Annotated in this window: 19 protein-coding genes; 13 read left to right on the forward strand and 6 right to left on the reverse strand. The window is 73.0% G+C overall.

Annotated elements, in window-relative coordinates:
• Positions 1-1,649 precede the first annotated feature (1,649 nt).
• From ACFQGL_RS23655 to ACFQGL_RS23695, 9 genes are read left to right on the forward strand one after another with little or no spacing between them, the layout of a single operon-like run.
• Entirely contained in the window at positions 1,650-2,552 is a 903-nt protein-coding gene (locus ACFQGL_RS23655) for a CIS tube protein (protein WP_377514555.1), read from the forward strand.
• Positions 2,549-4,147, forward strand: coding sequence for a phage baseplate assembly protein V (locus ACFQGL_RS23660; protein ID WP_377514556.1), 1,599 nt, complete (start codon positions 2,549-2,551; stop codon positions 4,145-4,147). Before ACFQGL_RS23655 ends, ACFQGL_RS23660 begins: the two co-directional genes overlap by 4 nt.
• Complete coding sequence (locus tag ACFQGL_RS23665) at positions 4,147-4,485, forward strand: hypothetical protein (protein ID WP_377514557.1); 339 nt, start codon at positions 4,147-4,149, stop codon at positions 4,483-4,485. Before ACFQGL_RS23660 ends, ACFQGL_RS23665 begins: the two co-directional genes overlap by 1 nt.
• Positions 4,482-4,916 (forward strand): GPW/gp25 family protein, encoded by a 435-nt coding sequence (locus tag ACFQGL_RS23670; RefSeq protein ID WP_377514559.1) that lies wholly within the window; start codon positions 4,482-4,484, stop codon positions 4,914-4,916. The genes ACFQGL_RS23665 and ACFQGL_RS23670 overlap by 4 nt, the downstream gene beginning before the upstream one ends.
• Complete coding sequence (locus ACFQGL_RS23675) at positions 4,913-7,657, forward strand: putative baseplate assembly protein (protein WP_377514560.1); 2,745 nt, start codon at positions 4,913-4,915, stop codon at positions 7,655-7,657. Before ACFQGL_RS23670 ends, ACFQGL_RS23675 begins: the two co-directional genes overlap by 4 nt.
• Positions 7,638-8,153, forward strand: coding sequence for a phage tail protein (locus tag ACFQGL_RS23680; protein WP_377514561.1), 516 nt, complete (start codon positions 7,638-7,640; stop codon positions 8,151-8,153). Before ACFQGL_RS23675 ends, ACFQGL_RS23680 begins: the two co-directional genes overlap by 20 nt.
• A complete protein-coding gene (locus ACFQGL_RS23685) occupies positions 8,150-9,076 on the forward strand; it encodes a hypothetical protein (RefSeq protein ID WP_377514562.1) in 927 nt (308 codons plus the stop codon). Before ACFQGL_RS23680 ends, ACFQGL_RS23685 begins: the two co-directional genes overlap by 4 nt.
• On the forward strand, positions 9,073-9,534 hold the full coding sequence (locus tag ACFQGL_RS23690; protein ID WP_377514563.1) for a hypothetical protein: 462 nt from the start codon (positions 9,073-9,075) through the stop codon (positions 9,532-9,534). Before ACFQGL_RS23685 ends, ACFQGL_RS23690 begins: the two co-directional genes overlap by 4 nt.
• A gap of 30 nt (positions 9,535-9,564) precedes the next feature.
• Positions 9,565-10,335, forward strand: coding sequence for a hypothetical protein (locus tag ACFQGL_RS23695; protein ID WP_377514564.1), 771 nt, complete (start codon positions 9,565-9,567; stop codon positions 10,333-10,335).
• Here the strand turns inward: ACFQGL_RS23695 and ACFQGL_RS23700 are convergent.
• From ACFQGL_RS23700 to ACFQGL_RS23725, 6 genes are read right to left on the reverse strand one after another with little or no spacing between them, the layout of a single operon-like run.
• A complete protein-coding gene (locus ACFQGL_RS23700; RefSeq protein ID WP_377514565.1) occupies positions 10,280-11,215 on the reverse strand; it encodes a DUF6807 domain-containing protein in 936 nt (311 codons plus the stop codon). The genes ACFQGL_RS23695 and ACFQGL_RS23700 overlap by 56 nt on opposite strands.
• Positions 11,212-11,841, reverse strand: coding sequence for a hypothetical protein (locus ACFQGL_RS23705; RefSeq protein WP_377514566.1), 630 nt, complete (start codon positions 11,839-11,841; stop codon positions 11,212-11,214). The genes ACFQGL_RS23700 and ACFQGL_RS23705 overlap by 4 nt, the downstream gene beginning before the upstream one ends.
• Entirely contained in the window at positions 11,825-12,691 is an 867-nt protein-coding gene (locus ACFQGL_RS23710) for a carbohydrate ABC transporter permease (RefSeq protein WP_377514659.1), read from the reverse strand. The genes ACFQGL_RS23705 and ACFQGL_RS23710 overlap by 17 nt, the downstream gene beginning before the upstream one ends.
• A gap of 8 nt (positions 12,692-12,699) precedes the next feature.
• On the reverse strand, positions 12,700-13,683 hold the full coding sequence (locus ACFQGL_RS23715; protein WP_377514568.1) for a carbohydrate ABC transporter permease: 984 nt from the start codon (positions 13,681-13,683) through the stop codon (positions 12,700-12,702).
• A gap of 31 nt (positions 13,684-13,714) precedes the next feature.
• Positions 13,715-15,061, reverse strand: a complete 1,347-nt coding sequence (locus ACFQGL_RS23720) for an ABC transporter substrate-binding protein (RefSeq protein WP_377514569.1) — start codon at positions 15,059-15,061, stop codon at positions 13,715-13,717.
• A 19-nt stretch (positions 15,062-15,080) separates the two neighbouring features.
• On the reverse strand, positions 15,081-16,211 hold the full coding sequence (locus ACFQGL_RS23725; protein WP_377514570.1) for a LacI family DNA-binding transcriptional regulator: 1,131 nt from the start codon (positions 16,209-16,211) through the stop codon (positions 15,081-15,083).
• A 239-nt stretch (positions 16,212-16,450) separates the two neighbouring features.
• Here ACFQGL_RS23725 and ACFQGL_RS23730 point away from each other — a divergent pair, with 239 nt between their 5' ends.
• Genes ACFQGL_RS23730 through ACFQGL_RS23745 form a run of 4 tightly spaced genes read left to right on the forward strand, consistent with a single transcriptional unit; the run spans position 16,451 to position 22,024 of the window.
• Positions 16,451-17,779, forward strand: a complete 1,329-nt coding sequence (locus ACFQGL_RS23730) for a Gfo/Idh/MocA family protein (protein ID WP_377514571.1) — start codon at positions 16,451-16,453, stop codon at positions 17,777-17,779.
• A gap of 26 nt (positions 17,780-17,805) precedes the next feature.
• The gene (gene uxaC / locus ACFQGL_RS23735) at positions 17,806-19,239 is read left to right on the forward strand and encodes a glucuronate isomerase (protein ID WP_377514572.1); all 1,434 of its coding nucleotides are present in this window, start codon (positions 17,806-17,808) and stop codon (positions 19,237-19,239) included.
• Entirely contained in the window at positions 19,236-20,540 is a 1,305-nt protein-coding gene (locus ACFQGL_RS23740) for an enolase C-terminal domain-like protein (RefSeq protein ID WP_377514573.1), read from the forward strand. The genes uxaC and ACFQGL_RS23740 overlap by 4 nt, the downstream gene beginning before the upstream one ends.
• Positions 20,531-22,024 carry a mannitol dehydrogenase family protein gene (locus ACFQGL_RS23745; RefSeq protein WP_377514574.1) on the forward strand — a complete coding sequence of 498 codons (1,494 nt, stop codon included), beginning with the start codon at positions 20,531-20,533 and terminating at the stop codon, positions 22,022-22,024. Before ACFQGL_RS23740 ends, ACFQGL_RS23745 begins: the two co-directional genes overlap by 10 nt.
• Positions 22,025-22,026 lie beyond the last annotated feature (2 nt).

A 22,026-nucleotide genomic window follows, 5' to 3' on the forward strand; every position in this document is an offset into this window, starting at 1 on the left:
CGTCTGCGCTCGGCGGCCGGGGCGGTGCAGCGCCTCGCCGGGCGGGTCGAATCCACCGCTTCGACCGCGCCCCAACCGGTGGGGACCCAGCCGGCGAGGCCCCGCCGCTCCGGGGAACCACCCCAGCACTGGCTGGACCTGGTCACCACGCACGCCCCCGGTCTCCTGCGCGACCTGGAACTCGACGTACCCCCGGCCGAGCGGGGCCTGTCCGACCCCGCGGACCGGGGTGCCGGCGACGACCAGCCTGGCCGTTCGGACGCCGACGGGCCGGTCGGCTGGGCCGGGTTCGCTGGTGCGCCGCCGGCCGACCCCGGCACTGCCGAGCCGGGCCACCGGTCCCCCGCCGGGCCGTCGGGTGACTTCGGGTTCTCCGGTACGAGCGACGCATTCCTGCGGCCGGACGAGCGACAGGTGGCGGGTGCGTCCGGCGTCCACGGGCTCGGTGGCTCCTCCTCGTCGGGCGGCGGCGGTGTCTCTGACCCGACTGGCGCTGGCGGCGCCACCGGTTCGTCGGCGACCGGGATGGCATTCCGGACGCCGGGTGAACCGGCGGCCGGCGGGACGAGGCCGGCCCGGCTGGGCTTTCGCCGCCGGTTCGGCTCGCCAGCAGGGCCTGGTGCACCGAACGGTCCGGACGTCTCGGCAGCATCGGCTGGATCGGCAGGGCCGGCTGGATCGGCTGGATCGGCAGGGCCGCCTGGATCGCCTGGGCTCGCTGGATCGGCGCCCGGGGGCGTGGCGGGCAGGCACGGCACCGTTGGCGGGACGGGCGAGGGCGGGTCGGCGGGGTCTGGACGGGCAGGGCGGGGTGCCGCACCGTCCTGGCCGACGATCCGCCCCGCAGCTTCCGGGCCACTCGGCGCACCCTCCGACACCGCCGCACCGCACCCTCGGGCCGAGCACACCGAGGCGGCAGCTACCCCCACCACTCCCGCCCCGACGCTGAGGTTGAACAGATCGAACCGGATCTTGGATGATTCCGGCCCTTCCCGGGGCGCTTTCCCTCCAAGATCTGCTGCCACCTCGATCGACAACGGACAGAACAGGCCCGAACCAGGCAGTCGAGATCACAAGCTCGACCTGAACAGGCCCGTGACGAACGTGCGTGGGTTCGGGGCCGACGCAGACCGGTTCGGGGCCGACGCAGACCGGTTCACGGCCCACGCAGACGGGTTCACGGCCGACGCAGACGGGTTCACGGCCCGCCGAAACGGGTTCGGCACCGACCGGGCCGGGTTCACGGTCGATCGTGGGCCGGGCGGGCGGCCGGGCAGCGCGTCACCGAGCGGTGCGGGCAGCGGGCAGCACCCGGCCGACGACTGGAGCAGGTCGGCCGGTCCACCGCACACGGCGTCCGGGACAGGTGACCGCGCACCCGACAGTGCCCGCCTCGCAGCCAGCGGCCCCTGGCCGGCGCTGCCGGACGACCAGCCAGGGGCAGGGATCGGAGGTGGTCGGGCAGGGCACGGGGCCTACCGGGCAGGACCGGTCACCGGCGGGCTGGGAGCACAATCGGGTGACTGGTCGGCGGCGTTCCGAGGGCTGTGGCCGGAGCTGCCGGACGACCGGTCGTTGTGGACGGTGCCCGGTGCGGCGCTGGACGCGACCCAGGTGAGTCGCCTGGACCGGGAACAGGCGGGCGACTGATGGAGCGCGTCGCCTTCCTCATCGACTCCTCCGGGGAGCGGGTGGACTGTCTGCTCAACCCGGAGACCGTGCAGGTGACCCGGCTCGCCGGCGTACGCCAGCGAGGTGTCGCCGGCGGGCAGCTCACCGGGTCCGGGCTGGCCGACGACCCGCTGGTCTTCACCGGCGGAGGCCGGACCGAGCTGGTGCTCGACCTGCTCTTCGACGTCGACTTCGTGGAGGCACAGGTCCGTCCGAGCGACGTACGGGTGCTCACCCGCCCGCTGTGGATGCTGGCCGAGAACTCCGCCGCCGAGCACGGGTGGCTGCGACCGCCGCTGGTCCGGCTGGTCTGGGGCAAGACCTGGAATGTGCCCGGCGTGATCATCGCGGTGGCCGAACGGTTCGACGCGTTCACCGGCACCGGTTCACCGCGGCGCTCCTGGTTGCGGCTGAAGCTGGTCCGGGCGGCCGAGACGGCGGACCAGGCGGAAGCCGGCCTCGCCGAGGAGCTGGCCGCGGCGAGCACACCGACCGCCGCCCCGGGCAGCGCGGTGGTCGCCGCCGGCGACGGCGCGGCCGAGCCGGGCCGCTCCGGGGTGCGCTTCGACCTGCTGGCCAACGACGCGCTCGGCTCGCCGCTGCGCTGGCGGCTGCTGGCCGAGCACAACCGGATCACCGACCCCCTAGCCGTGCCGGCGGGCACCACGCTGGCCATCCCGCCGACCGGTGCGACCCCGGCCGGCGGCGGATCGGCCCTGGCCGGGGTGGCCCGTGCGGTCGCCAACGCGGTGGGCGCCGGAGCGTCGTTCGTGGGCGCCTCGATCGCCACCGCGCCAGCGGCCTGGGGCGGTACGACCGGAACACCGCCCGGCAGCAGCCCCGCCGCCACCGGACCAGGCAGCACCGGGGGTACGCCGTGACCAGCGTCGCGCCCCGGGCGCTGACCGTCCTCCTGGACGGCGTCGAGCTGGCCGACGCGGCCCGTCAACGGATCCGCTCGCTCCGGGTGGCGGCCCGACTCGACCAGCCCACCCAGGCGGAGCTGGTGCTCTCCACCACCGCCGGGGGCGGCGCGTTCGACCCGGCGGTACGCCCCGGCACGTCGCTGGACGTTCGGCTCGCCGAGCACCCCGACGCGCTGTTCACCGGGGAGGTCACCTGCGTGGAGGTCGAGTACGCCGCCGACGGCGCGGCGGTGCTGCGGCTGCGCGCGTACGACGCGCTGCACCGGCTGCGCAAACGACAGGGGTTGCGGGTCTTCACCTCGGTGACCGCCGCCGAGCTGGCCCGGGAGCTGTGCGGTGAGGTCGGGTTGGACGTCACGGCGGAGACCGACGGGCCACGGCTGGAGCGCCTGCTGCAACACCGGCACAGCGACCTCGAACTGCTCCGCGAGGTGACCGGTCGGGCCGGGTTGCACCTGGCCGCCGACGGCGACGGGGTCCGGCTGATCACCCTCGCCGGCTACGGGGAACCGGTCGCGCTCGCCCTCGGGGTTGGCGTACACAGCCTGCGGCTGGCCACCAACCTGGACCAGGCCAGTGGTGCCAGCGCGGCGCTGGGCTGGCATCCGCAGCGGGCCGAACCGATCAGCCAGCAGGCCGACGAGGCGCGCTGCGGTCGACCGGCCGGGGACCGCCCGGACCCGGCCGACGTGGGCGCCGACGGGGTGCGTACCGCCGTGGACCAGCCCGGCCGCAGCGACGACGAGCTGGCGGCGCTGGCCCAGGCGCGGCTGGACACCCGCGCCGCCGCGCTGGTCACGGCCGAGGGGGTGGCCGAGGGCGACCCGGCGCTACGGCCGGGTCGGCGGATCGACCTGACCGGTGTGCCCGACCCGGTCGCCGGGGCGTACGTGCTGACCGAGGTGGTGCACACCGTGGACGGCGACGGCCACCTGACCCGCTTCTCCACCCTCCCGCCGACCGCCCCGGCCAGCGGCACCGGATCGGGCGGCGCGGTGGTCACCCTCGGCACCGTCACCGACGTCGACGACCCGGACGGGCTGGGCCGGGTACGACTGACCCTGCCGGCGTACGGGGACCTGGACGCCGGCTGGCTCGCCGTGCTCTGCCCCGGCGCCGGGCGCGGCAAGGGTCTGGTGGCGCTGCCCGACCCGGACGACACCGTGCTGGTGGTGCTGCCCGGCGGCGAGCCGGCGTCGGGCATCGTGCTCGGCTCCCTGTTCGGCACCGTCGAGCCGTACGACACGGGCATCGACGACGGCCGGGCCCGCCGGTGGACGCTGCGTACCGCCGGCGGGCAGTCGATCGTCGTCGACGATGTCCAGCGCAGTCTGCGGCTCGGCACCGAGGGGGGCAGTTGGCTGGAGCTCACCCCCGACCTGGCCACCCTGCACGCGGCGACCGACCTGGTGATCTCGGCGCCCGGCCGGGCGCTGGTGGTGCGGGCCCGCAGCGTGGACTTCCTGCACGCCGAGTCGACCGAGGACCCGACCACCGCGGCGGAACGGGCCCGCGCGCTCGCCCTCGCACACCACGAAGGAGGCGGCTGATGCGTTGGATCCACCGCGACTCGGTGATCCTCTGCGACCACGACGGCCGGGTCGAGAACCGGCCGTCGCAGCAGTGGGTGACCATCACCGCCGTACCGGTGCTGGTGGACGACGACCCGGAGGGACGAAAGATCATCGCCTGCCCGAACTACGGCCCGACCATCAAGGCCTGCTCGAAGACGCAGAACGTCCGGGTCGGCTACAGCGACTGGCTCCGGATCGACGGGCACCGGGTGGTGCTGTCGAACCTGGAGGGGTTCACCAACGGCACCCCTCCGGGCCTGGTCCACCACACCGTGCGCGACGCCCGCCAGCGTTTCCTGGGGGCGGACCGATGAGGGCGTTCCGCTTCGTCGGCGCCGGCTTCGACGCCGGCCGCAACGGCGGGTTGGCGCTCACCGCGGCCGGCGGCCTGGCCATGACCGAGGGCGACGAGAGCGTACGCCAGGCGCTGTTCCTGCTGTTGTCCACGACGCCGGGCGAGCGGCTGATGCGGCCCGGGTACGGCTCGCGGCTGCACCGGTTGGTGTTCGCGCCCAACGACGACACCACGGCCGGGCTGGCCATCCACTATGTCCGGCAGGCCATCCTGCGCTGGGAGCCGCGGGTCGAGGTGATCGACGTGGACGCCGGGCCGGATCCGGACGACGCGTGGCGGCTGGTGATCCGGCTGGACTACCGGGTCCGGGCCAGCCTGACACCCGGCCAGTTGGTCTTCTCCGTGGACCTGCTCCCCATCGACGAACCGGCATCGGGAGGACCGTCATGACGCTGCCCGTGCCGCACCTGGACGACCGCGCGTTCCTCGACCTGGTCACCGAGGCCCGGGAGAGAATCCGGCAGTCCTGCCCGGCCTGGACCGACCTGTCCGCGCACGACCCGGGAATGGCGCTGGTGGAGGCGTTCGCCCACCTGACCGAGGTGATGATCTACCGGCTGAACCAGTTGCCGGAGAAGGCGTACGTCTCGTTCCTGAACCTGCTCGGGGTGACCCGACACGGGCCCACCGCGGCCTGGGCGGACGTCCGGTTCACCCGCACCGGCAGCGACCGGGGCGCGGTACGGATCCCGGTCGGCCAACGGGTCGCGGCGGCCCGGGGCGCCGATCCCCGGCCGGTCGTGTTCGTCACCACCGAACCGACGCTGCTGCCCGCCGGCGAGGCGTCGGTGACGGTCCGGATGCACCACTGCGAGCCGGTCGAGGCGGAGCTGATCGGCGTCGGCACCGGCCAGCCGGGCCAGGTGCTGCGCGCGGCACACGCCCCGCTGGCGCACACCGCCGAGGCACTGGACCTGCTGCTCGGTGTGGAGGTGCCGGCCGGCACGGTGGAGTTGGGCGCGGCGGCCCGCGAGCACGACGGCCGTACGTTCGAGATCTGGCGGCCGGTGGACAGCTTCGCCGGACTCGGCCCGCAGGCCAAGGTGTACCTGGTGGACCGCTGCTCGGGCACGGTCACCTTCGCGCCCGCCCTGGACCTGCGGCCCGCCGCCGGTCCGGCCGTACCGGGCGAGCTCCCGCCGGCCGACGGTGACACGGCCGCACCCGGCGAACCGACGCCGGTCGACCCGGCCCAGCCCGGCGACCCGACGCCGGCTTCGGCGTCGGCTGGGACGGCGCCCTCACCGGTGACCGTGGCGGCGGTGCCACCGGCCGGACGACAGATCCGGCTCTGGTACCGCGCCGGCGGCGGGCCCACCGGCAACGTGGCCGCCGGCACGCTGACCAGCCTGCGCGACCCGCTGCCCGGCGTACGGGTGGACAACCCGGCGCCGGCGGCCGGCGGCCGGGAGATGGAGGCGCTGGAGTCGGTGCTGCTGCGCGGCCCGTACGAGTTCTTCGCCCAGCAGCGGGCGGTCACCGCCCGCGACTTCGAGGTGCTGGCCACCAGCTCCGGCGCGGTGGCCCGGGCCCGGGCGTTCACCCGCGCCGCCGTGTACAGCTTCGCCCGTCCGGGCGAGGTCGAGGTGGTGCTGGTGCCGTACGTGCCGGCGACGGCCCGACCGGGCGGACGGCTGCCGGTGGCGGTGCTGCGCGAGCACGAGGTGCCCGAGGCGCGGCGTCGGGTCGAGCTGGACCTGGAGCAACGCCGGATGGTCGGCATCCAGTCGCGGGCGACCTGGGTGCGGTTGAAGGCGGTCTCGATCCGGGCGCGGGTGGTGGTCCGGCGGGAGGAGGACGTGGACGCGGTCCGTCGGCGGATCCACGACCGGCTGCACCAGACGTTGAGCCCGCTGCCCACCGCGCTCAACCCGACCGGCTGGCCGTTCGGTGAGCCGCTGCGCGCGTCCAACGTGTACCGGCTGTTGGAGCACGCCGAGCCGGGCGTGCGGTACGTCGAGTCGGTGCGGTTCGTGGTCGACGAGGCGCCCGACGCCGAGGTGCGCGCGCTGGCCGTCGACCAGTACCAGCCCCGCACCTGGTACGCCGGGCGCGGCGCGGTGCTGTTCCGCTCCAGCAACGGCGGTGCCGGCTGGGAGCCGGCCGGGCGGTTCGACGGTGAGACGGTGCTGCGGGTGGCCCCCGCGCCGGCACCGGTGCGACCGGGGATCGTGCCGCGTCCCGGCTCGGTGGCCGTGGTGACGCTGCGTGCCTCCGGCGGCTCACGGGTGCACCTGAGCACCGACCTGGGTGAGACGTGGTCGCTGCTCACCGACCTGGATTCGCGGATCTCCGACGTGGCCTGGCTGGACCGCGACGGCGCGGGTGCGCTGCTGGTGGCCACCGACACCGGCCTGTACGAGGTGTCGTTGCTGCCCGGCGCGGTGCCGTTGCAGATCCTGGTCGACCCGTCCGACGCCGACCGGGGGTTCTACGCGGTACGCACGTTCGTCTCCGAGCGGGGCGTGCCGGGCGTGGCGGTCGCCGCGCAGGCCAGCTTCGGGGTGTACCTGTCGACCGCCGGTGGCCGGCCGAACAGCTTCAAGCACGTCGGCCTGTCCAATGTCGACAACCGGGTGCTGGCGGTGCAGTACGACGGCCCGGCCACCCTGCTGTGGAGCGGCGCCGGCGAGCCGGACCCGAAGAAGCCCGGTCAGGGCTGCCATCGCACCCGGCTGTTCGAGTCCGACGTGCAGTGGCAGGCGGTGCAGGCCGGCTGGATCGGCGGCACCTGTCGGGATCTCACCTTCGCCGGGCAGCTGGCGCTGGCGGCCACCCAGAGCGGCGGCGTGCTGCGACTGGACACCCTGGCCGCCCAGCCGCAGTGGCAACCGGTGATGGTCAACTGCGGGTTGCCACTGCGCGACCGGACCCGGTTCGTGCCGGTGGACGCCATCGCGGTGAGCGGTCACGCGGGCGCCACCGCCACCGGTGGTGCCGACCCGGCGGCGGAGCGGCTGATCCTGGCCGGTGGCGAACGCGGTGTCTACCGCAGCGCGACCGGGGTGGACTGGACCGCCAGCGCCAACCAGGCCACCGCCGACGTGGTGACCGTCCCGGACACCTGGCTGCTCTGCTCCGGCGAGCACGACATCGAGGTGGTGCGGCAGGATGCGACGCTCGGCGATTGAACGGCTGTTGCCCGCGGCGTACCAGCGGGCCTGCGTACCGGGCAGTGTGCTCTGGGCGCTGCTGGAGGTGATGGAGGAGCTGCACGCCCCGGACGAGGCGATCCTCGCCGAGGTGGACGCCCTGTTCGACCCGTACCGGGCACCGGACCGGCTGGTCGCGCAGCTCACCCGCTGGGTGGCGATGGATCATGTGGTGGCCTCGCCCCGGCCGGACGCCCCACTGCCGCTGCCGGTGGGTCGGCTGCGCGATCTGGTGGCCAACGCCGCGCTGCTGGCCCGCTGGCGCGGCACCCCGTACGGCATGCGCAGGGCCCTTGAGTTGGCCACCGGGTTGAGTGGTTTCGCGATCGACGAACCCGCGGACCGGCCGTTCCACGTCGTGGTGCGGCTTCCGGCGGTCGCCGCCGGGCAGCTCGCCGTGATCACCCGCATCGTCGAGGCGGAGAAGCCCGCCTCGGCCACCGTCGAGATCGTCGTCACGAAGGAGTCCCCATGACCACCGAGTGGGCGGTCGTCGCCGCCGCCGAGCAGTTCACCCTCGATCCGCGCAACTCCGGTGAGCTGACCTTCACCGTCTCCAACCCGGGCCTGGCCCCGGACACGGTGGTGTTCGACGTGGCCCCCGGCGACGGCTCCCAGCGCGCCTGGTTCACCGTGACCGAGCCGCAGCGGGTGGTACCCGGCCAGGGCTCGGTGTCGTTCCTGGTCAAGCTCGCCGTGCCGGCGGGCACCCCGCCCCGGCGTTACGACATGACCGGGTTCGCGTACTCGGCGAACACCGCGCCGGAGGAGAGTTCCCGGTCCAGCGGCCGGGTCACCTACGAGGTGCGCGCGGTCGCGCCGCCGAAACGTACCCCGTGGCCGTGGATCGCCGCGGCGGCGGCGCTGGTGCTGGTGGTGGCGACCGTGGCGGTGGTCCTGCTGACCCGCGGCGAGCCGGCGCCGGGCAAGCCCCGGGTGGTGACCATCGAGGCGGAGAGCCTGGTGGACGGCGCGGTCGTCGAGACGCCACAGGGCAGCAAGGCGGCCGTGGTGGCGCAGCCCAACTGCTGCGGGTTGACCTGGTCCGAGGACAAGCAGCTGTTCTTCCAGGGGCTGGCCATCGGCGACCAGGTCACCCTGACCGTGCAGATCTCGGCCGACGCCACCTGGCGTCTCGCCGCGGTGCGCACCACGTCCTTCGACTACGCCAACACCGTCTTCGCGATCGACGGCAGCCAGGTCGGCGGCGCGTTCCTCGGCTTCACCCCGACCGTGCAGAAGACCGAATTCCTGGACGTGGGCACGGTCCGCCTCACCAAGGGTCCGCACCGGCTCACGTTGGTGGTGGTCGGCAAGACGCAGGGCACCAACCTCTACTTCGCCGGGGTCGACACGATCCGGTTCACCGAGGTCGTGACGCCGGCCGCCGCGCGATGAGCGGCCGGCAGAAGGCGCTGCTGGGGCTGCTCGCCGTCCTGCTGGTGGCGTTGTTCGTGGTCGCGGTCAGCGCCGGGCGCGACGACCCGGGTGACCCGGGCGCGAAGCACGGGCTGATCGAGCGGCTGGGCGCGCTGGGCGGCGAGCGCAGCGCGGTGGACCCGGCCACGGTCAGCGCGGACTGCGCCGAGGAGCCGGATCGGCTGGTCTTCTCCGGCACCTGCGTGCTGCGGGTCGCCGACCCCGGTGGGCTGCGCACCCTGGTGCTGCGCAGCGCGGCCCGGTTCACCGTAACCGCGCCGGCGCCCGGGGACGCCGACCTGACGATCCGCGACGAGGTCGAGCCGGCCTCGGACGGCACCGGCGCGGTGGCGAAGGTCGCCGTCGACGAGGCCACCGAGATCGCGGTCACCTGTCCCGGCCTCGGTGGCTGCACGGTCACCGTCGCCCCGTCCTGAGCCGAAGAGCATCGAGAGGGAGGCGCCGTCGTGGGTGACCTGCGCAAGCCGTTCCTGTTGTTGGCGATGCTCGCCGTCGTCCTGGCCATCGGGGTGGAGTTGGGCGCCGGGCTGCTGCTCGGCGGCGCCGACGCCGGTGCCGCCCTGGCCGACAGCGCCGGCGCGCTGGACGTGGAACTCGACGACGTGTCCGGGGTCAGCGAGCCGTCCGGCCGGGGCACCGGCTACCTGGCGTTGATCGACGCGGTGGCGGTCTGGAGCACCGGACTGTTCTGCCTGGGCATGCTGCTGCCCGAACGGATCCAGGGCCGGGTGCAGGGCGTCGCCACCCTGATCTTCTCGATCATCCTGATCATCGTCGGGCTGATCGCACTGATCATCGCCTTCATCGAGCTGATGATCATGGTGTCGCTGTTCCTGGCCGTCCCGTTCGGCACGCTGGCGTACCTGGCCCTGTGGGGATTCTTCCCGGTCGGCGAGGCGGCGGTTCTGCTCGGCCTGGTGCTGCTGCTCAAGCTGGTCTGGGCCGGGCTGCTGGTGCTGGCGCAGCCACGCTTTCTGCAGAACAAGGGCCTCGTCCTGCTGATCCTCACCACCCTGCTGTGCACGGTCGTGCTGGAGTTCCTGCACAACCTGGTGCCGGTGATCCTGGTCAGCATCGTGGACGACGTGGCGGCACTGGTCTTCGCGGTGATCGCCATCATCTGGGGGCTGGTGCTGCTGATCGGCTCGATCCCGGCGATCGTCAAGGCCCTGCGGGTGACGGTCGCGGCGCCCGCCCGGGCTGGCGGCTCGGACTGACGGTGGGGGTGCTGGGCGCGGCCAGCGCCGCGGCCGTGGCGGAATCCAGGGCGCCGTCGGCGATCACCACGCGGTGCCGGCCTCGCCGTTCGGTGCCGGCGGAGATGGTGACCGGCCGTTCGAACGCGAAGGCCACCCCCACACCCGGGTACATCGCCGCCCGCACGAACCAGCGGTCGCCGTCGCCGAGACCGGAAAAGACCAGGGTGTACGCACGACCGTCCGGCCCGGTGCCGTGCAGGGCGACCCACGGCTCGGCGGAGCCGTTGACCGCCTGCTCCCCCGTCGCCGAGGCGCTGAACGCCGACGCGGGCTCGGCCGACACCGCCCGCCAGAAGAAGCCGCCGTAGCCGGCCCCGTCGGGGCGGCCGTTGGTCGCCGGGCTGCCCAACCGCACGTTCTGCCCGGCCGGGGCGCTCAGCGCGTACTCGAAGTCCAGCCGCCAGGCCGACAGCCCGCCGCCGTCCGACGGCCCGGCCTCGGGCAGTGCGACGGCGGTGAGCTGGCGGCGCTCGGTGAGCAGCACCGCGCCGTGCGGGTCGCGCCACTCGAGTCGGTGTGCGAGCCGGTCGGCGGACCGGGCCGACCAGCCGGTGTGCGCGATCCGCCCATGGTCGTCGCGCCAGGTGTAGCCGACGTCGCGGACGTAGGTGCGCCCACCCCACAGGTTGGTGCCGTTGACGTCCTGCACGGCGAGGGAGGCTCCGAGGTGCCACACGTGGTCGGCGGGCAGCGCGTCGGTCACCACCGTGCCGCCGAGTGTGCGGACCGGGTGCAGGTAGGGCCGGGGTCCGTGCCGCGCGTCCAGCGCGGGGTCGACCACGTACCGCGCCACCTCGGTGCCGCCGACGAGCAGTCGTGCCGGCTCCTCGGCGTTCACGGCAGCTCCGGACGGGCGGGGACCGGCCGACGACGGGCGACCGCGTGCAGGGCGGCCACTGTGTAGCCGGCGAGGATCGGCACCGCGACCGGAGTGACCAGCACGGCGAGCAGCGCGGCCAGCGCGGTCACCCCGGTGAGCGTGGCCCAGCGGGTGGGCGCGTCGAGGCAGGCCCGGGCGGCGGACCGGGCCGCGGCCCGCCACCGCCCGCCCCCGTTGCCGCCCACCTCGACGACGACCAGCCCGGCCCACCCGGCCAGACCGGCCGTGACCAGCGCGGTCACCAGCAGCGTGGGTGTACCCCCGGGCACCCGGCCGGTGGCCAACGCCGCCAGGTCCGCCGCGAGCAGCCCGGCCACCACGATCGTGAGCAGACTGACCGGTACGCCGGGCAGTACCGACCGGCCGAACCGGCCCAGGGTGGTCCGCGCCGACGGCCAGCTGCCGGTACGGGTCCAGTCGTGCACGGCCGCGCTGGCCGTGCCGACCGCCGCGGCGGCGGTGACCAGTGGCGCCGACGCCAGCACCAGCAGGATGCCGAGCAGTGCCAGGTCGGCGGCGTCGCGTACGACGTCGCGCCAGTCCCGGCGTTCGCCTGTCTCCGTCGGCTCAGCCCTTGATGCCACTGGTGTTGATCCCCTCGACGAGCATCCGCTGGAACGCGACGAAGAACAGGAAGACCGGCAGTAGCGACAGCACCGACATGGCGAACATCGGCCCGACCGCGCTCTGGCTGGTGGAGTCGATGAAGAGGGTCAGCGCGACCGGCACGGTGTAGTCCTCCAGCTGGGAGAGGAAGACGAGCTGCCGGAAGAAGTCGTTCCAGGTCCAGATGAACGAGAAGATCGCCGTGGTGACCAGCGCCGGGCGGCTCAGCGGCAGGATGACGTGCCGGAAGATGCCGTACGGGCCGGCGCCGTCGATCCGGGCCGCCTCGTCCAGCTCGCGTGGGATGCCCCGCATGAACTGCACCATCAGGAAGACGAAGAACGCCTCGGTGGCCAGGAACTGCGGGATCAGCAGCGGCAGGTACGGCCACTCACCGCCGACCAGCCCCAGGGTGCGGAACAGGATGTACTGCGGCACGATGAGCACGTGTTGGGGTAGCAGCAGCGTGCCGATCATCACGGCGAACCACATCCCGCGCAGCCGGAACCGCAGCCGGGCGAAGGCGTACGCGGCCAGCAGGCAGGAGAGGCCGTTGCCGACCACGGTGAGCAGGCTGACCATCGTGCTGTTGAGGAAGAACCGGCCGAAGCTGACGTCGAAGTTGGACCACCCGGCGGTGTAGTTGCCCGGGGTGAACCGCTCGGGCAGGAGCCCGATGTTGTTGACGATCTCCTCCTGGGACTTCACCGAGGTGCCGACCATCCAGATCAGTGGATAGAGCACCACGGCCACGATCGCCACCAGGATCACCAGCCGCAGCACGGGCCGCCCACTGGGGCGTCGGCGAGCGACCGGTGCCCGCGTCACCGTCACCGTCACCGGTCCTCCCCGTCGGAGTAGTGCACCCAGAACCGCCCGGTGCTGAAGAAGATCGCGGTGAGCACCGCGATGGCGAGCAGGAACACCCAGGCCATCGCCGAGGCGTAGCCCATGTTGAGGTCGGTGAAGCCGGTGATGTAGAGGTTCAGCGTGTACATCAGGGTGGAGTCGACCGGGCCGCCGGTGCCGTTGCTGAGCACGAACGCGGCGGTGAAGCCCTGGAAACCGTTGATCGTCTCCAGCACCAGGTTGAAGAAGATCACCGGGGAGAGCATCGGCAGGGTGACGTTGCGGAACTTGCGGAACCGGCCGGCGCCGTCCACCGAGGCGGCCTCGTACAGCTCGGTGGGCACCTGCTTGAGCCCGGCCAGGAAGATCACCATCGGCGCGCCGAACTGCCAGATGGCCAGCACCATCAACGTCTCCAGGGCCCAGTCCGGGTCGTTGACCCACGGCTTGCCCTCGATGCCGAACAGGCTCAACAGCGAGTTGAACGCGCCGTCGCGGTTGAACATGTTGACCCAGACGATGGCCAGCGCGACGCTGCCGCCGAGCAGTGACGGCAGATAGAACAGCCCGCGGAACACGCCGACCCCGCGCCAGGCGCGGTTGAGCAGCAGCGCCACGCCGAGCGCCGCGGCCAGCTTGAGCGGCACCGCGACCAGGGCGAAGGTCAGGGTGACCCGCACCGCGTGCCAGTACGACGGGTCGGCGGTGAACATCCGCTCGTAGTTGGTCAGCCCCACCCACTGCACCTCGGAGAAGGGGGTGAGGATGTCGTAGTTGGTGAAGCTCAGGTAGAGCGACAGCAGCATCGGGATCGCCGTGACGCCCATCAGGCCGATGAGCCACGGCGACAGGAAGACGTACCCCGCCAGACCTTCGCTGAGCCGGAAGCCGCCGGGCCCACGCCGGTCGGCGTGGGCCCGGACGGATCCGGGATCAGGTCGGGTCGGGTCGGGTGCCGTGGTCAACGCCACGAGCAACTCCTCTCCTCGCCTGGTGGGGCGGTCAGGCGATGGCGGACTTGCACGCCTCGACGAACTGCGCGGCGGCCGCGGCGGTGGTGGCCCGGCCGTACTGGGCGTTCTCGGCGGCCTTGATCAGCTCCGAGCGGACCTTGCTGTGCCCCTTGATCGGCACCTGCGGCGACTTGCCGAACTTCTGGGTCAGCTCGGCCTCGACGGCGATCGACTGCTTCATGGCCGGGTCGGTGGTGTCGTCGCTGACCACCCGGCGCAGGTCCTGGTTGGACGGCAGACCCCGGTCGGTGCCGAGCAGCTTGACCGCCTCCTGGTCGTTGTTCAGGAAGTTGATCACGTCGACCGCGACGTCCTTGTTCTTGCTGCCCTTGAACACCGACCAGTACATCGACGCCCGGGCCCACTGCGCGCTCGGGTCACCCGGGTAGGCGATCACACCCAGCTCGTCCTTGGTGTTCTTCTTCAGGTCGGGCATCTGGTTGGCCCAGACCCAGGAGGTCGCCGACTTGCCGGTGACCACCAGTTGCTTGGTGATGTCGCTGGAGTTGCCCTCGTGGATGACGTCGGCGGTCGGCGTCGCCTTGCGGTCCCGGGCGCCCTTCCACAGGTCGAACCACTTGGTCACGTCCTCGGCCGTGAAGCCCAGATCCTTGCCCTTGTAGAGGTCCTTGCCCTGCTGACGCAGCCACACCCAGAACGCCTTGTAGTCGGCGCTGGGGTCCTGGGTGCCGGGGACCTTGGTCTTGGCGGTGACCTGCTCGGCCCAGGCGATGTGCTGCTCCCAGGTCATGCCGGTGGTCGGCTCGGGCAGGCTGTGCTTGGCCAGCAGCGTCTTGTTGTAGACCAGGCCCTGGGTGTTCTCCCCGGCGGCCAGACCGGCGAGCTTGCCGTCGACCACGCCGTACTGCCAGAGGCTCTCCGGAAACTTGGAGGTGTCCAGCTTGCCGGACTTCTGGTAGGAGGTGAGGTCCAGCGTGGTGCTGCGCGCCGCGTACTCGGCCAGGTAGTTGTCGTCGATCTGGAACAGGTCCGGCGGGTTACCGCCGGCGGTGAGCGTGGCCAGCTTGTCGAAGTAGCCCTGGTTGGCCTGCCAGGTCTTCTCGAAGGTCACGTTCGGGTGCTTCTTGGTGTAGAGGGCGAGGGCGTCCTCGGTCAACTTGGCCCGGGCGTCGCCGCCCCACCAGAAGATGGAGAGCTTGACCGGGGCGTTCGGGTCGGCCGGTGCGTCGTCGTCGCCACAGGCTGCGGCGCCGAACATCAGCGGCGCGGCCACCGTCACGGCGAGCAGGCCGCGCAGCAACCGCCGTCGGGGCAGCGGGGTACGGTGATTGCGCCCGATGGGCGCGCTGGCGGTGGGGGACGTTGCGGGGTGCATGTGCGCTCACTCCTCGGCATTAGGAGGCGACGGCGTCACCGGTGGCCGCGGTCGGGGTGCCCGGGCCCGCAGGGCAATGCGGGTCCGGGCCCTGCGGCGCGGCCAGGGGACGTGCCGGTCGGGCCTGCGGGCCCGGACCGGTCGAGTCGCGGATGACCAGGTCGGTCTGGAGCATTACCTGTGCGGTGGTACGACGGACGCCGATCGCTGTGCCGGCACCGGGCCCCCGCGCACCGCGCGGTGACTCGGTGTCCTGTTGCAGCAACATGTCGACGGCCGTCCGGCCGGCAGCCGCGGTGGGCGTGGCCACGGTCGTCAGTTTGGGGCGGGTGAGCCGACTCAGGGCGATGTCGTCGACACCGACGACACTCACCTCCTGCGGCACCCGGACCCCGAGCGCGTCCAGCCCTTCGATGAGGCCGATCGCCATCAGGTCGTTGTAGGCGAGCACCGCCGACACGCCACTGCGCCGCACCTGCTCGGCGACCGCGGAGCCACCGGTCTCGGTGGGCGCGTTCGGGCCGAGCAGGGTCAACTCCGCGCCACCGGCGCGGGCCGCCGTGGCGGCGGCTCGGCGCATCTCCCGGTTGGTCCACGAACTGCGCGGACCGCCGAGCAGCGCGATCCGGGTGTGGCCCAGGCCGATCAGGTGCTCGATCGCCGCGCGCGCACCCTGCCCGACGTCCATCAGCACGCAGGGCAGACCGGCCACCTGACGGTTCACCACCACCAGCGGCACCTCGCGGCTGAGCTGCTCGATCAGGCTGTTGCTCATCCGTGGGCTGCACAGGAGCACCCCGTCCACCTGCTTGGCCAACGCGTGGACCAACTCCTCCTCGGCGGCCGGGTCCTCATTGGTGTCGGCCACGAAGACGTGGTAGTCGCGGTGCCGCGCCTGGCTCTCGGCCGCCTTGATCAGTGGAGGGAAGAACGGGTTCGCGATGTCCGCGATGATCAGCCCGATGTTGTGCGTCCGCCCGGTGATCAGGGCGCGGGCGGCCCGGTTCGGCCGGTAGCCCAGATCCTCCGCACAGGCCAGCACCCGGACCCGGGTCTCCGGGTTGACCAGGTGCGGTGCCGAGAAGGTGCGGGACACGGTCGAGATGTGCACCCCGGAGGCGCGGGCGACGTCCCGAATGGTGACTGGCACGGCGGCCCCTTCGTCCGATGTGGCGGCGGTCACGTGGGTGTGGCCAATTAATGCAAACGGTTGCTCCAGTGTCAACGGTGGACGGTTACGGTTTTGTTGCGCCGACGCTCCCGTTGGTGACTTCTAGCCGCGCAAACACTGACATTTACCGCCGATTGTGCCGCGCTCGTTGACGCGATCGGATCGAACATGGTTACTTCACTGCAAACCTTTGCAGGATCATCGGGGAGGCGGCCGACATGTCACCGAGAGCCGACGGTCGAATCCGGTACGCCGTCGTGGGTGCCGGCGCGCGGGCCGAGATGTTCGTCCGGGCACTGGTGCTCGACCACGCCGACACCACCGAGCTGGTCGCCTTCGCCGACGTCAACCAGGCCCGGATGGACGCGCACAACCGCTGGCTGACCGAGCTGGACCACCGCCCGGTGCCGACCTACCCGGCCGGTGACTTCGCGGCCATGCTGGACAAGGAGCGGGTGGACGTCGTCCTGGTCACCAGTGTGGACGTCACCCACGACGAGTACGTGGTGGCGGCGCTGCGGGCGGGCCGGGAGGTCATCACCGAGAAGCCGATGACCGTGGACGCGCCGCGGTGCCGGCGGATCCTGGACGCGGTACGACAGACCGACGGCCGGGTGACGGTCGCCTTCAACTACCGCTTCAACCCGCTGCACGAGCAGGTCCGCCGGCTGCTGGCCGACGGCGCGGTCGGCGAGATCGGCTCGGTGCACTTCGAGTGGCTGCTCGACGTGCGGCACGGCGCCGACTACTTCCGCCGCTGGCACCGCGACAAGGCCACCTCCGGCGGCTTGATGGTGCACAAGGCCAGCCACCACTTCGACCTGGTCAACTGGTGGCTGGCGGCCAGCCCGGTCGAGGTGTACGCGGCCGGGCGGCTGTTCTTCTACGGCGAGGACGGCCGCCGGCACGGCTACGCCCGCGACTACGACCGGGCGTATGGCTCCCCCGCCGCCGTGGACGACCCGTTCGCGCTGCGACTGGACGCACACCCCCGGCTGCGCGAGCTCTATCTCGACGCCGAGGCCGAGGACGGCTACCAGCGCGACCGCAACGTCTTCGCCCCCGGGGTGAGCATCGAGGACGACATGGCGGTGCTCGCCCGCTACTCCACCGGCGCCACGATGACCTACCACCTCACCGCGTACGCCCCCTGGGAGGGCTACCGGGTGATGGTGAACGGCAGCCGGGGCCGGCTGGAGCTGGAGGTCACCGAGAACGACTTCGTCGACCGGAGCACCGCGGGCGCGGTCAAGGGCGCCGCGCTGCACGGCACCGAGGCACCGGCCGAGGGTGGCGGCGCGACGCTCACCCTGCGTCCGTTCTGGGCACCGCCGCAGCAGATCCCCGTGCCGGGGCGTACCCGTGCGGGGCATGGCGGCGCGGACGCCCGGATGACCGCGGTGCTCCTCGGCGGCGTACCCGATCCGTTGGAGCGCACCGCGACCGCCGACGACGGCGCACTGGCCCTGCTCACCGGCCTGGCCGCCAACCGGTCGTTCGAGACCGGTCAACCGGTCCGGGTCGCCGACCTGCTCACCCCCCGCTGACCCAGGAGACGAGGAGCACACCCCCCGTGCCGACGTTCGACCACACCGACCTGCTCCTGCCGCCCGAGCCCGGCCTGCGCGCGCTGGCCCGGGAGCTGTACGCGCTGGCCGCGGACCAACCCATCATCTCGCCGCACGGGCACGTCGACCCGGCCCTGCTCGCCGAGGACCGGCCGTTCCCCAACCCGGCGCAGCTGCTCATCGTGCCCGACCACTACCTGACCCGGATGCTGCTCAGCCAGGGCGTACCCCCGGCGGAGCTGGGCGTGCCCACCCGCGACGGCAGCCCGGCGGAGACCGACGGCCGGGTGATCTGGCGGCGCTTCGCCGCGCACTGGCACCTGTTCCGGGGCACCCCGTCGCGGCTCTGGCTGGAGCAGACCTTCCGCACCGTGTTCGGGGTGCACACGCCGCTCGGCCCGGCCACCGCCGACACCCTCTACGACGAGTTGGCGGCGCGACTCGCCGAGCCGGACTTCCGGCCCCGGGCGCTGTTCGAGCGGTTCGGCATCGAGGTGCTGGCCACCACCGAGTCGCCGCTGGACGACCTGGGCCAGCACGCCAAGCTCGCCGCCGACGGTTGGGGCGGGCCGGGCGGCCGGGTGGTCACCACCTTCCGCCCGGACGACGTGGTGGACATGGAGTTCGAGGGCTGGTCGACCAACGTGGACCGGCTCGGCGACGTGGCCGGCGAGGACACCTCGACGTACGTCGGCTACCTGGCCGCGTTGCGGGTGCGCCGGGCCGCGTTCATCGCGGCCGGTGCGACCTCGTCGGACCACGGTCACCCCACCGCGCGCACCCTGGACCTGGACCCGGCGGAGGCCGCGCGGCTCTACGACCGGGGCCGGCGCGGACTGGCCGACCCGGCCGACGCGGAGGCGTTCCGGGCACACATGCTGGTGGAGTTCGCCCGGATGTCGCTCGACGACGGCCTGGTCATGCAGCTGCACCCGGGCGCGGTCCGCAACCACAACCGGTGGCTGCACGCCCGGCACGGCCGGGACGTCGGCGGCGACGTCCCGCAGGCCACCGAGTACGTGCACGGGCTCGCCCCGCTGCTGGAGCGCTACGGCAACGACCCGCGCCTGCGGGTGGTGCTCTACACCCTCGACGAGGACACCTTCACCCGGGAGCTGGCACCGCTGGCCGGCGGGTACGCCGCGCTGCTGCTCGGTGCGCCCTGGTGGTTCCTGGACTCCCCCGAGGTGCTGCGTCGCTTCCGCGAGACGGTCACCGAGAGCGCCGGCTTCTACAACACCACCGGGTTCGTCGACGACACCCGGGCGTTCTGCTCGATCCCGGTGCGTCACGACGTGGCCCGCAGGGTCGACGCGGGCTTCCTGGCCCGGCTGGTCGCCGAGCACCGGCTGCCCCTGGACGAGGCCGCCGAGACCATCGTCGACCTGGCGTACCGGCTGCCCAAGCGGGTCTTCAACTTCGGAAAGCAGGATCGATGAGCGTGACCATCACCTCGGTCGAGGTGCACGACGTGCGGTTCCCGACCGCCGAACGGGGCGACGGCTCCGACGCGATCAACCGGGGCGACTACTCGGCGACGTACGTGGCGCTGGGCACCGACGCCGGGCCGACCGGCGCCGGGTTCACCTTCACCAACGGACGCGGCAACGAGATCACCTGCGCGGCGGTCCGCGCGCTGGCCCACCACGTACGGGGCCGGACGGTCGAGGAGATCGCGGCCGAGCCGGTGGCGTTCTGGCGTTCGCTCAGCGCCGACGTGCAGCTGCGCTGGCTGGGTCCGGAGAAGGGCGTCATCCACATGGCGACCGGCGCGTTGGTCAACGCGGTCTGGGACCTGCGGGCCACCCTGGCCGGCAAGCCGATGTGGCGGTTCCTCGCCGAGCTGCCCACCGACGAACTGGTCGCCAGCGTCGACTTCCGACACATCACCGACGCGCTCACCCCGGACGAGGCCGCCGCGATCCTCGACAAGGGCCGCGACGGGCTGACCGACCGACTGGCCACGCTGGACCGCGACGGTTTCCCCTCGTACACGACGTCGGTCGGCTGGCTCGGCTACCCCGACGACAAGGTCCGGGCGCTGACCCGGCGGGCGTACGACGACGGTTGGCGGGCGATGAAGATGAAGGTCGGCGGCCCGCTCGCCGACGACCTGCGGCGGGCCCGGATCATCCGGGCCGAGATCGGCCCGGACGCGCTGCTGATGATGGACGCCAACCAGGTGTGGGACGTCGACGAGGCGATCGCCGCGATGACCGCGCTGGCCGAGGTGGACCCGTACTGGATCGAGGAGCCGACGCACGCCGACGACATCCTGGGCCACGCCCGGATCGCCCGCGCGGTCACCGAGCTGACCGGTGGGCGGTGCCGGGTGGCCACCGGCGAGGTGGCCGCCAACCGGGTGATCTTCAAGCAGCTTCTCCAGGCCGAGGCGATCGGGGTGATGCAGATCGACGCGTGCCGGGTCGGCGGCGTCAACGAGGTGCTGGCCGAGTTGCTGCTCGCGGCGAAGTTCGGGGTGCCGGTCTGCCCGCACGCCGGGGGCGTCGGCCTCTGCGAGTACGTCCAGCACCTGGCGATCTTCGACTACCTGCGGGTCGGCACCACCCTCGACGGTCGGATGATCGAGTACGTCGATCACCTGCACGAGCACTTCGTCGACCCGGTACGCACCCGCGAGGGCCGTTACCTGCTGCCCGAGCGGCCCGGCTACAGCGCCACCATGAAACCGGCGTCGATCGCCGAGTTCCGCTTCCCGGACGGCCCGGCATGGCGGTGACCGTCGGCGCCTCCCGGCTCGGCCTGGGCGCGCTGCGCCGGCTGCCCGCCGAGGCCCGCCCACTGGTCCGGCCGGGCGCCGTCGCGGCCGGCGTGGTGCACCTCGGGCTCGGCGCGTTCCACCGGGCCCACCAGGCCGTCTATACCGAGGCGGCGATCGGCGCGGCCGGCGGGGACTGGGGCATCATCGCGGTCGCCCCGCGCAGCACCACCCTGGTCGAGGCGCTCACCGCGCAGGACAACCTGTTCAGCGTCAGCGCCCTCTCCGCCGCCGGCAGCGCCACCCGGGTGGTGGGCGCGTTCAGCGGTGTGCGGCACGCCGCCAGCGACCCGGACGCCGTGGTGGCGCTGCTCGCCGACCCGGCCGTACGGGTGGTGACGCTGACCGTCACCGAGAAGGCGTACCAACTCGACCCGGTGACCGGCCAGCTGTGCCTGGACGCGGCGCTCGCCGCGGACCTGGCCGGCGGACGGCCCCCGACCACCGTGCCGGGTCTGCTGCTGCGCGGGCTGGCCGCCCGGGCCGCCGCGGATGCCGGACCGGTGGCGCTGGTCAGCTGCGACAACCTGCCGGCCAACGGCCGACGGCTGCGAGGCATGCTCGACCAGGCGGTCGTTCGGGCCGACCGGGTCCCCGCCGGGCTGGTCGACTGGGTCGCCGGCAACGTCACCTGCCCGGGCAGCATGGTCGACCGGATCGTGCCGGCCAGCACCCCGGAGACGATCGAGATGGCCCGCCGGGCGCTCGGCGTGACCGATCTGGCGGCGGTGGCCGCCGAGCCGTACGCGCAGTGGGTCATCGAGGACGACTTCCCCGCCGGCCGGCCGGGCTGGGAGCACGCCGGGGCGGTGCTCACCGACGACGCCGGCCCGTGGGAACGGTTGAAGCTGCGCACCCTCAACGGCGTGCACTCGGCCGTGGCGTACCTGGGCGCGCTGGCCGGCCACGAGACGGTCGCCGACGCACTGGAGATCCCCCACCTGGCCGACGTGCTGCGCCGGCTGATCGCCGAGGACATCGCGGCCAGCTTCACTCCGCCGGACGGGGTCCGGGTGGTCGACTACGGCGAGCAGGTCCTCGCGCGCTTCGGCAACCCGGCGATCCGGTACCGCACCCTCCAGGTGGCCACGGACGGCTCACAGAAGCTGCCGCAGCGTGTCCTGCACACCATCGTCGACCTGCGCGCGGCCGGTCGGTCGGCGCGCTGGGCCGCGCTGGTGGTGGCCGCCTGGCTGCGCTTCACGCTGGGCTACGCCGACGACGGCCGGCCGCTGCCGCTGCAGGATCCCCTCGCCGGGCCGATCCGGGCCGCGCTGGACGCCGGCACGCAGAGCCCGGCCGGCGCGGTGGACGCGGTCTTCGCGCTGCGCGAGATCGTCCCGGTCGAGGTGGCCCAGGACGACGAGGTACGGGCCGAGGTGACCGGCTGGCTGACCGCGTTGGAGCGGCACGGCGTCGAGGCGACACTGGCCGGTGCCCGATGACC

This window comes from Micromonospora vulcania (assembly GCF_042658605.1).
GTDB classification, from domain to species: Bacteria; Actinomycetota; Actinomycetes; order Mycobacteriales; family Micromonosporaceae; genus Micromonospora; species Micromonospora vulcania.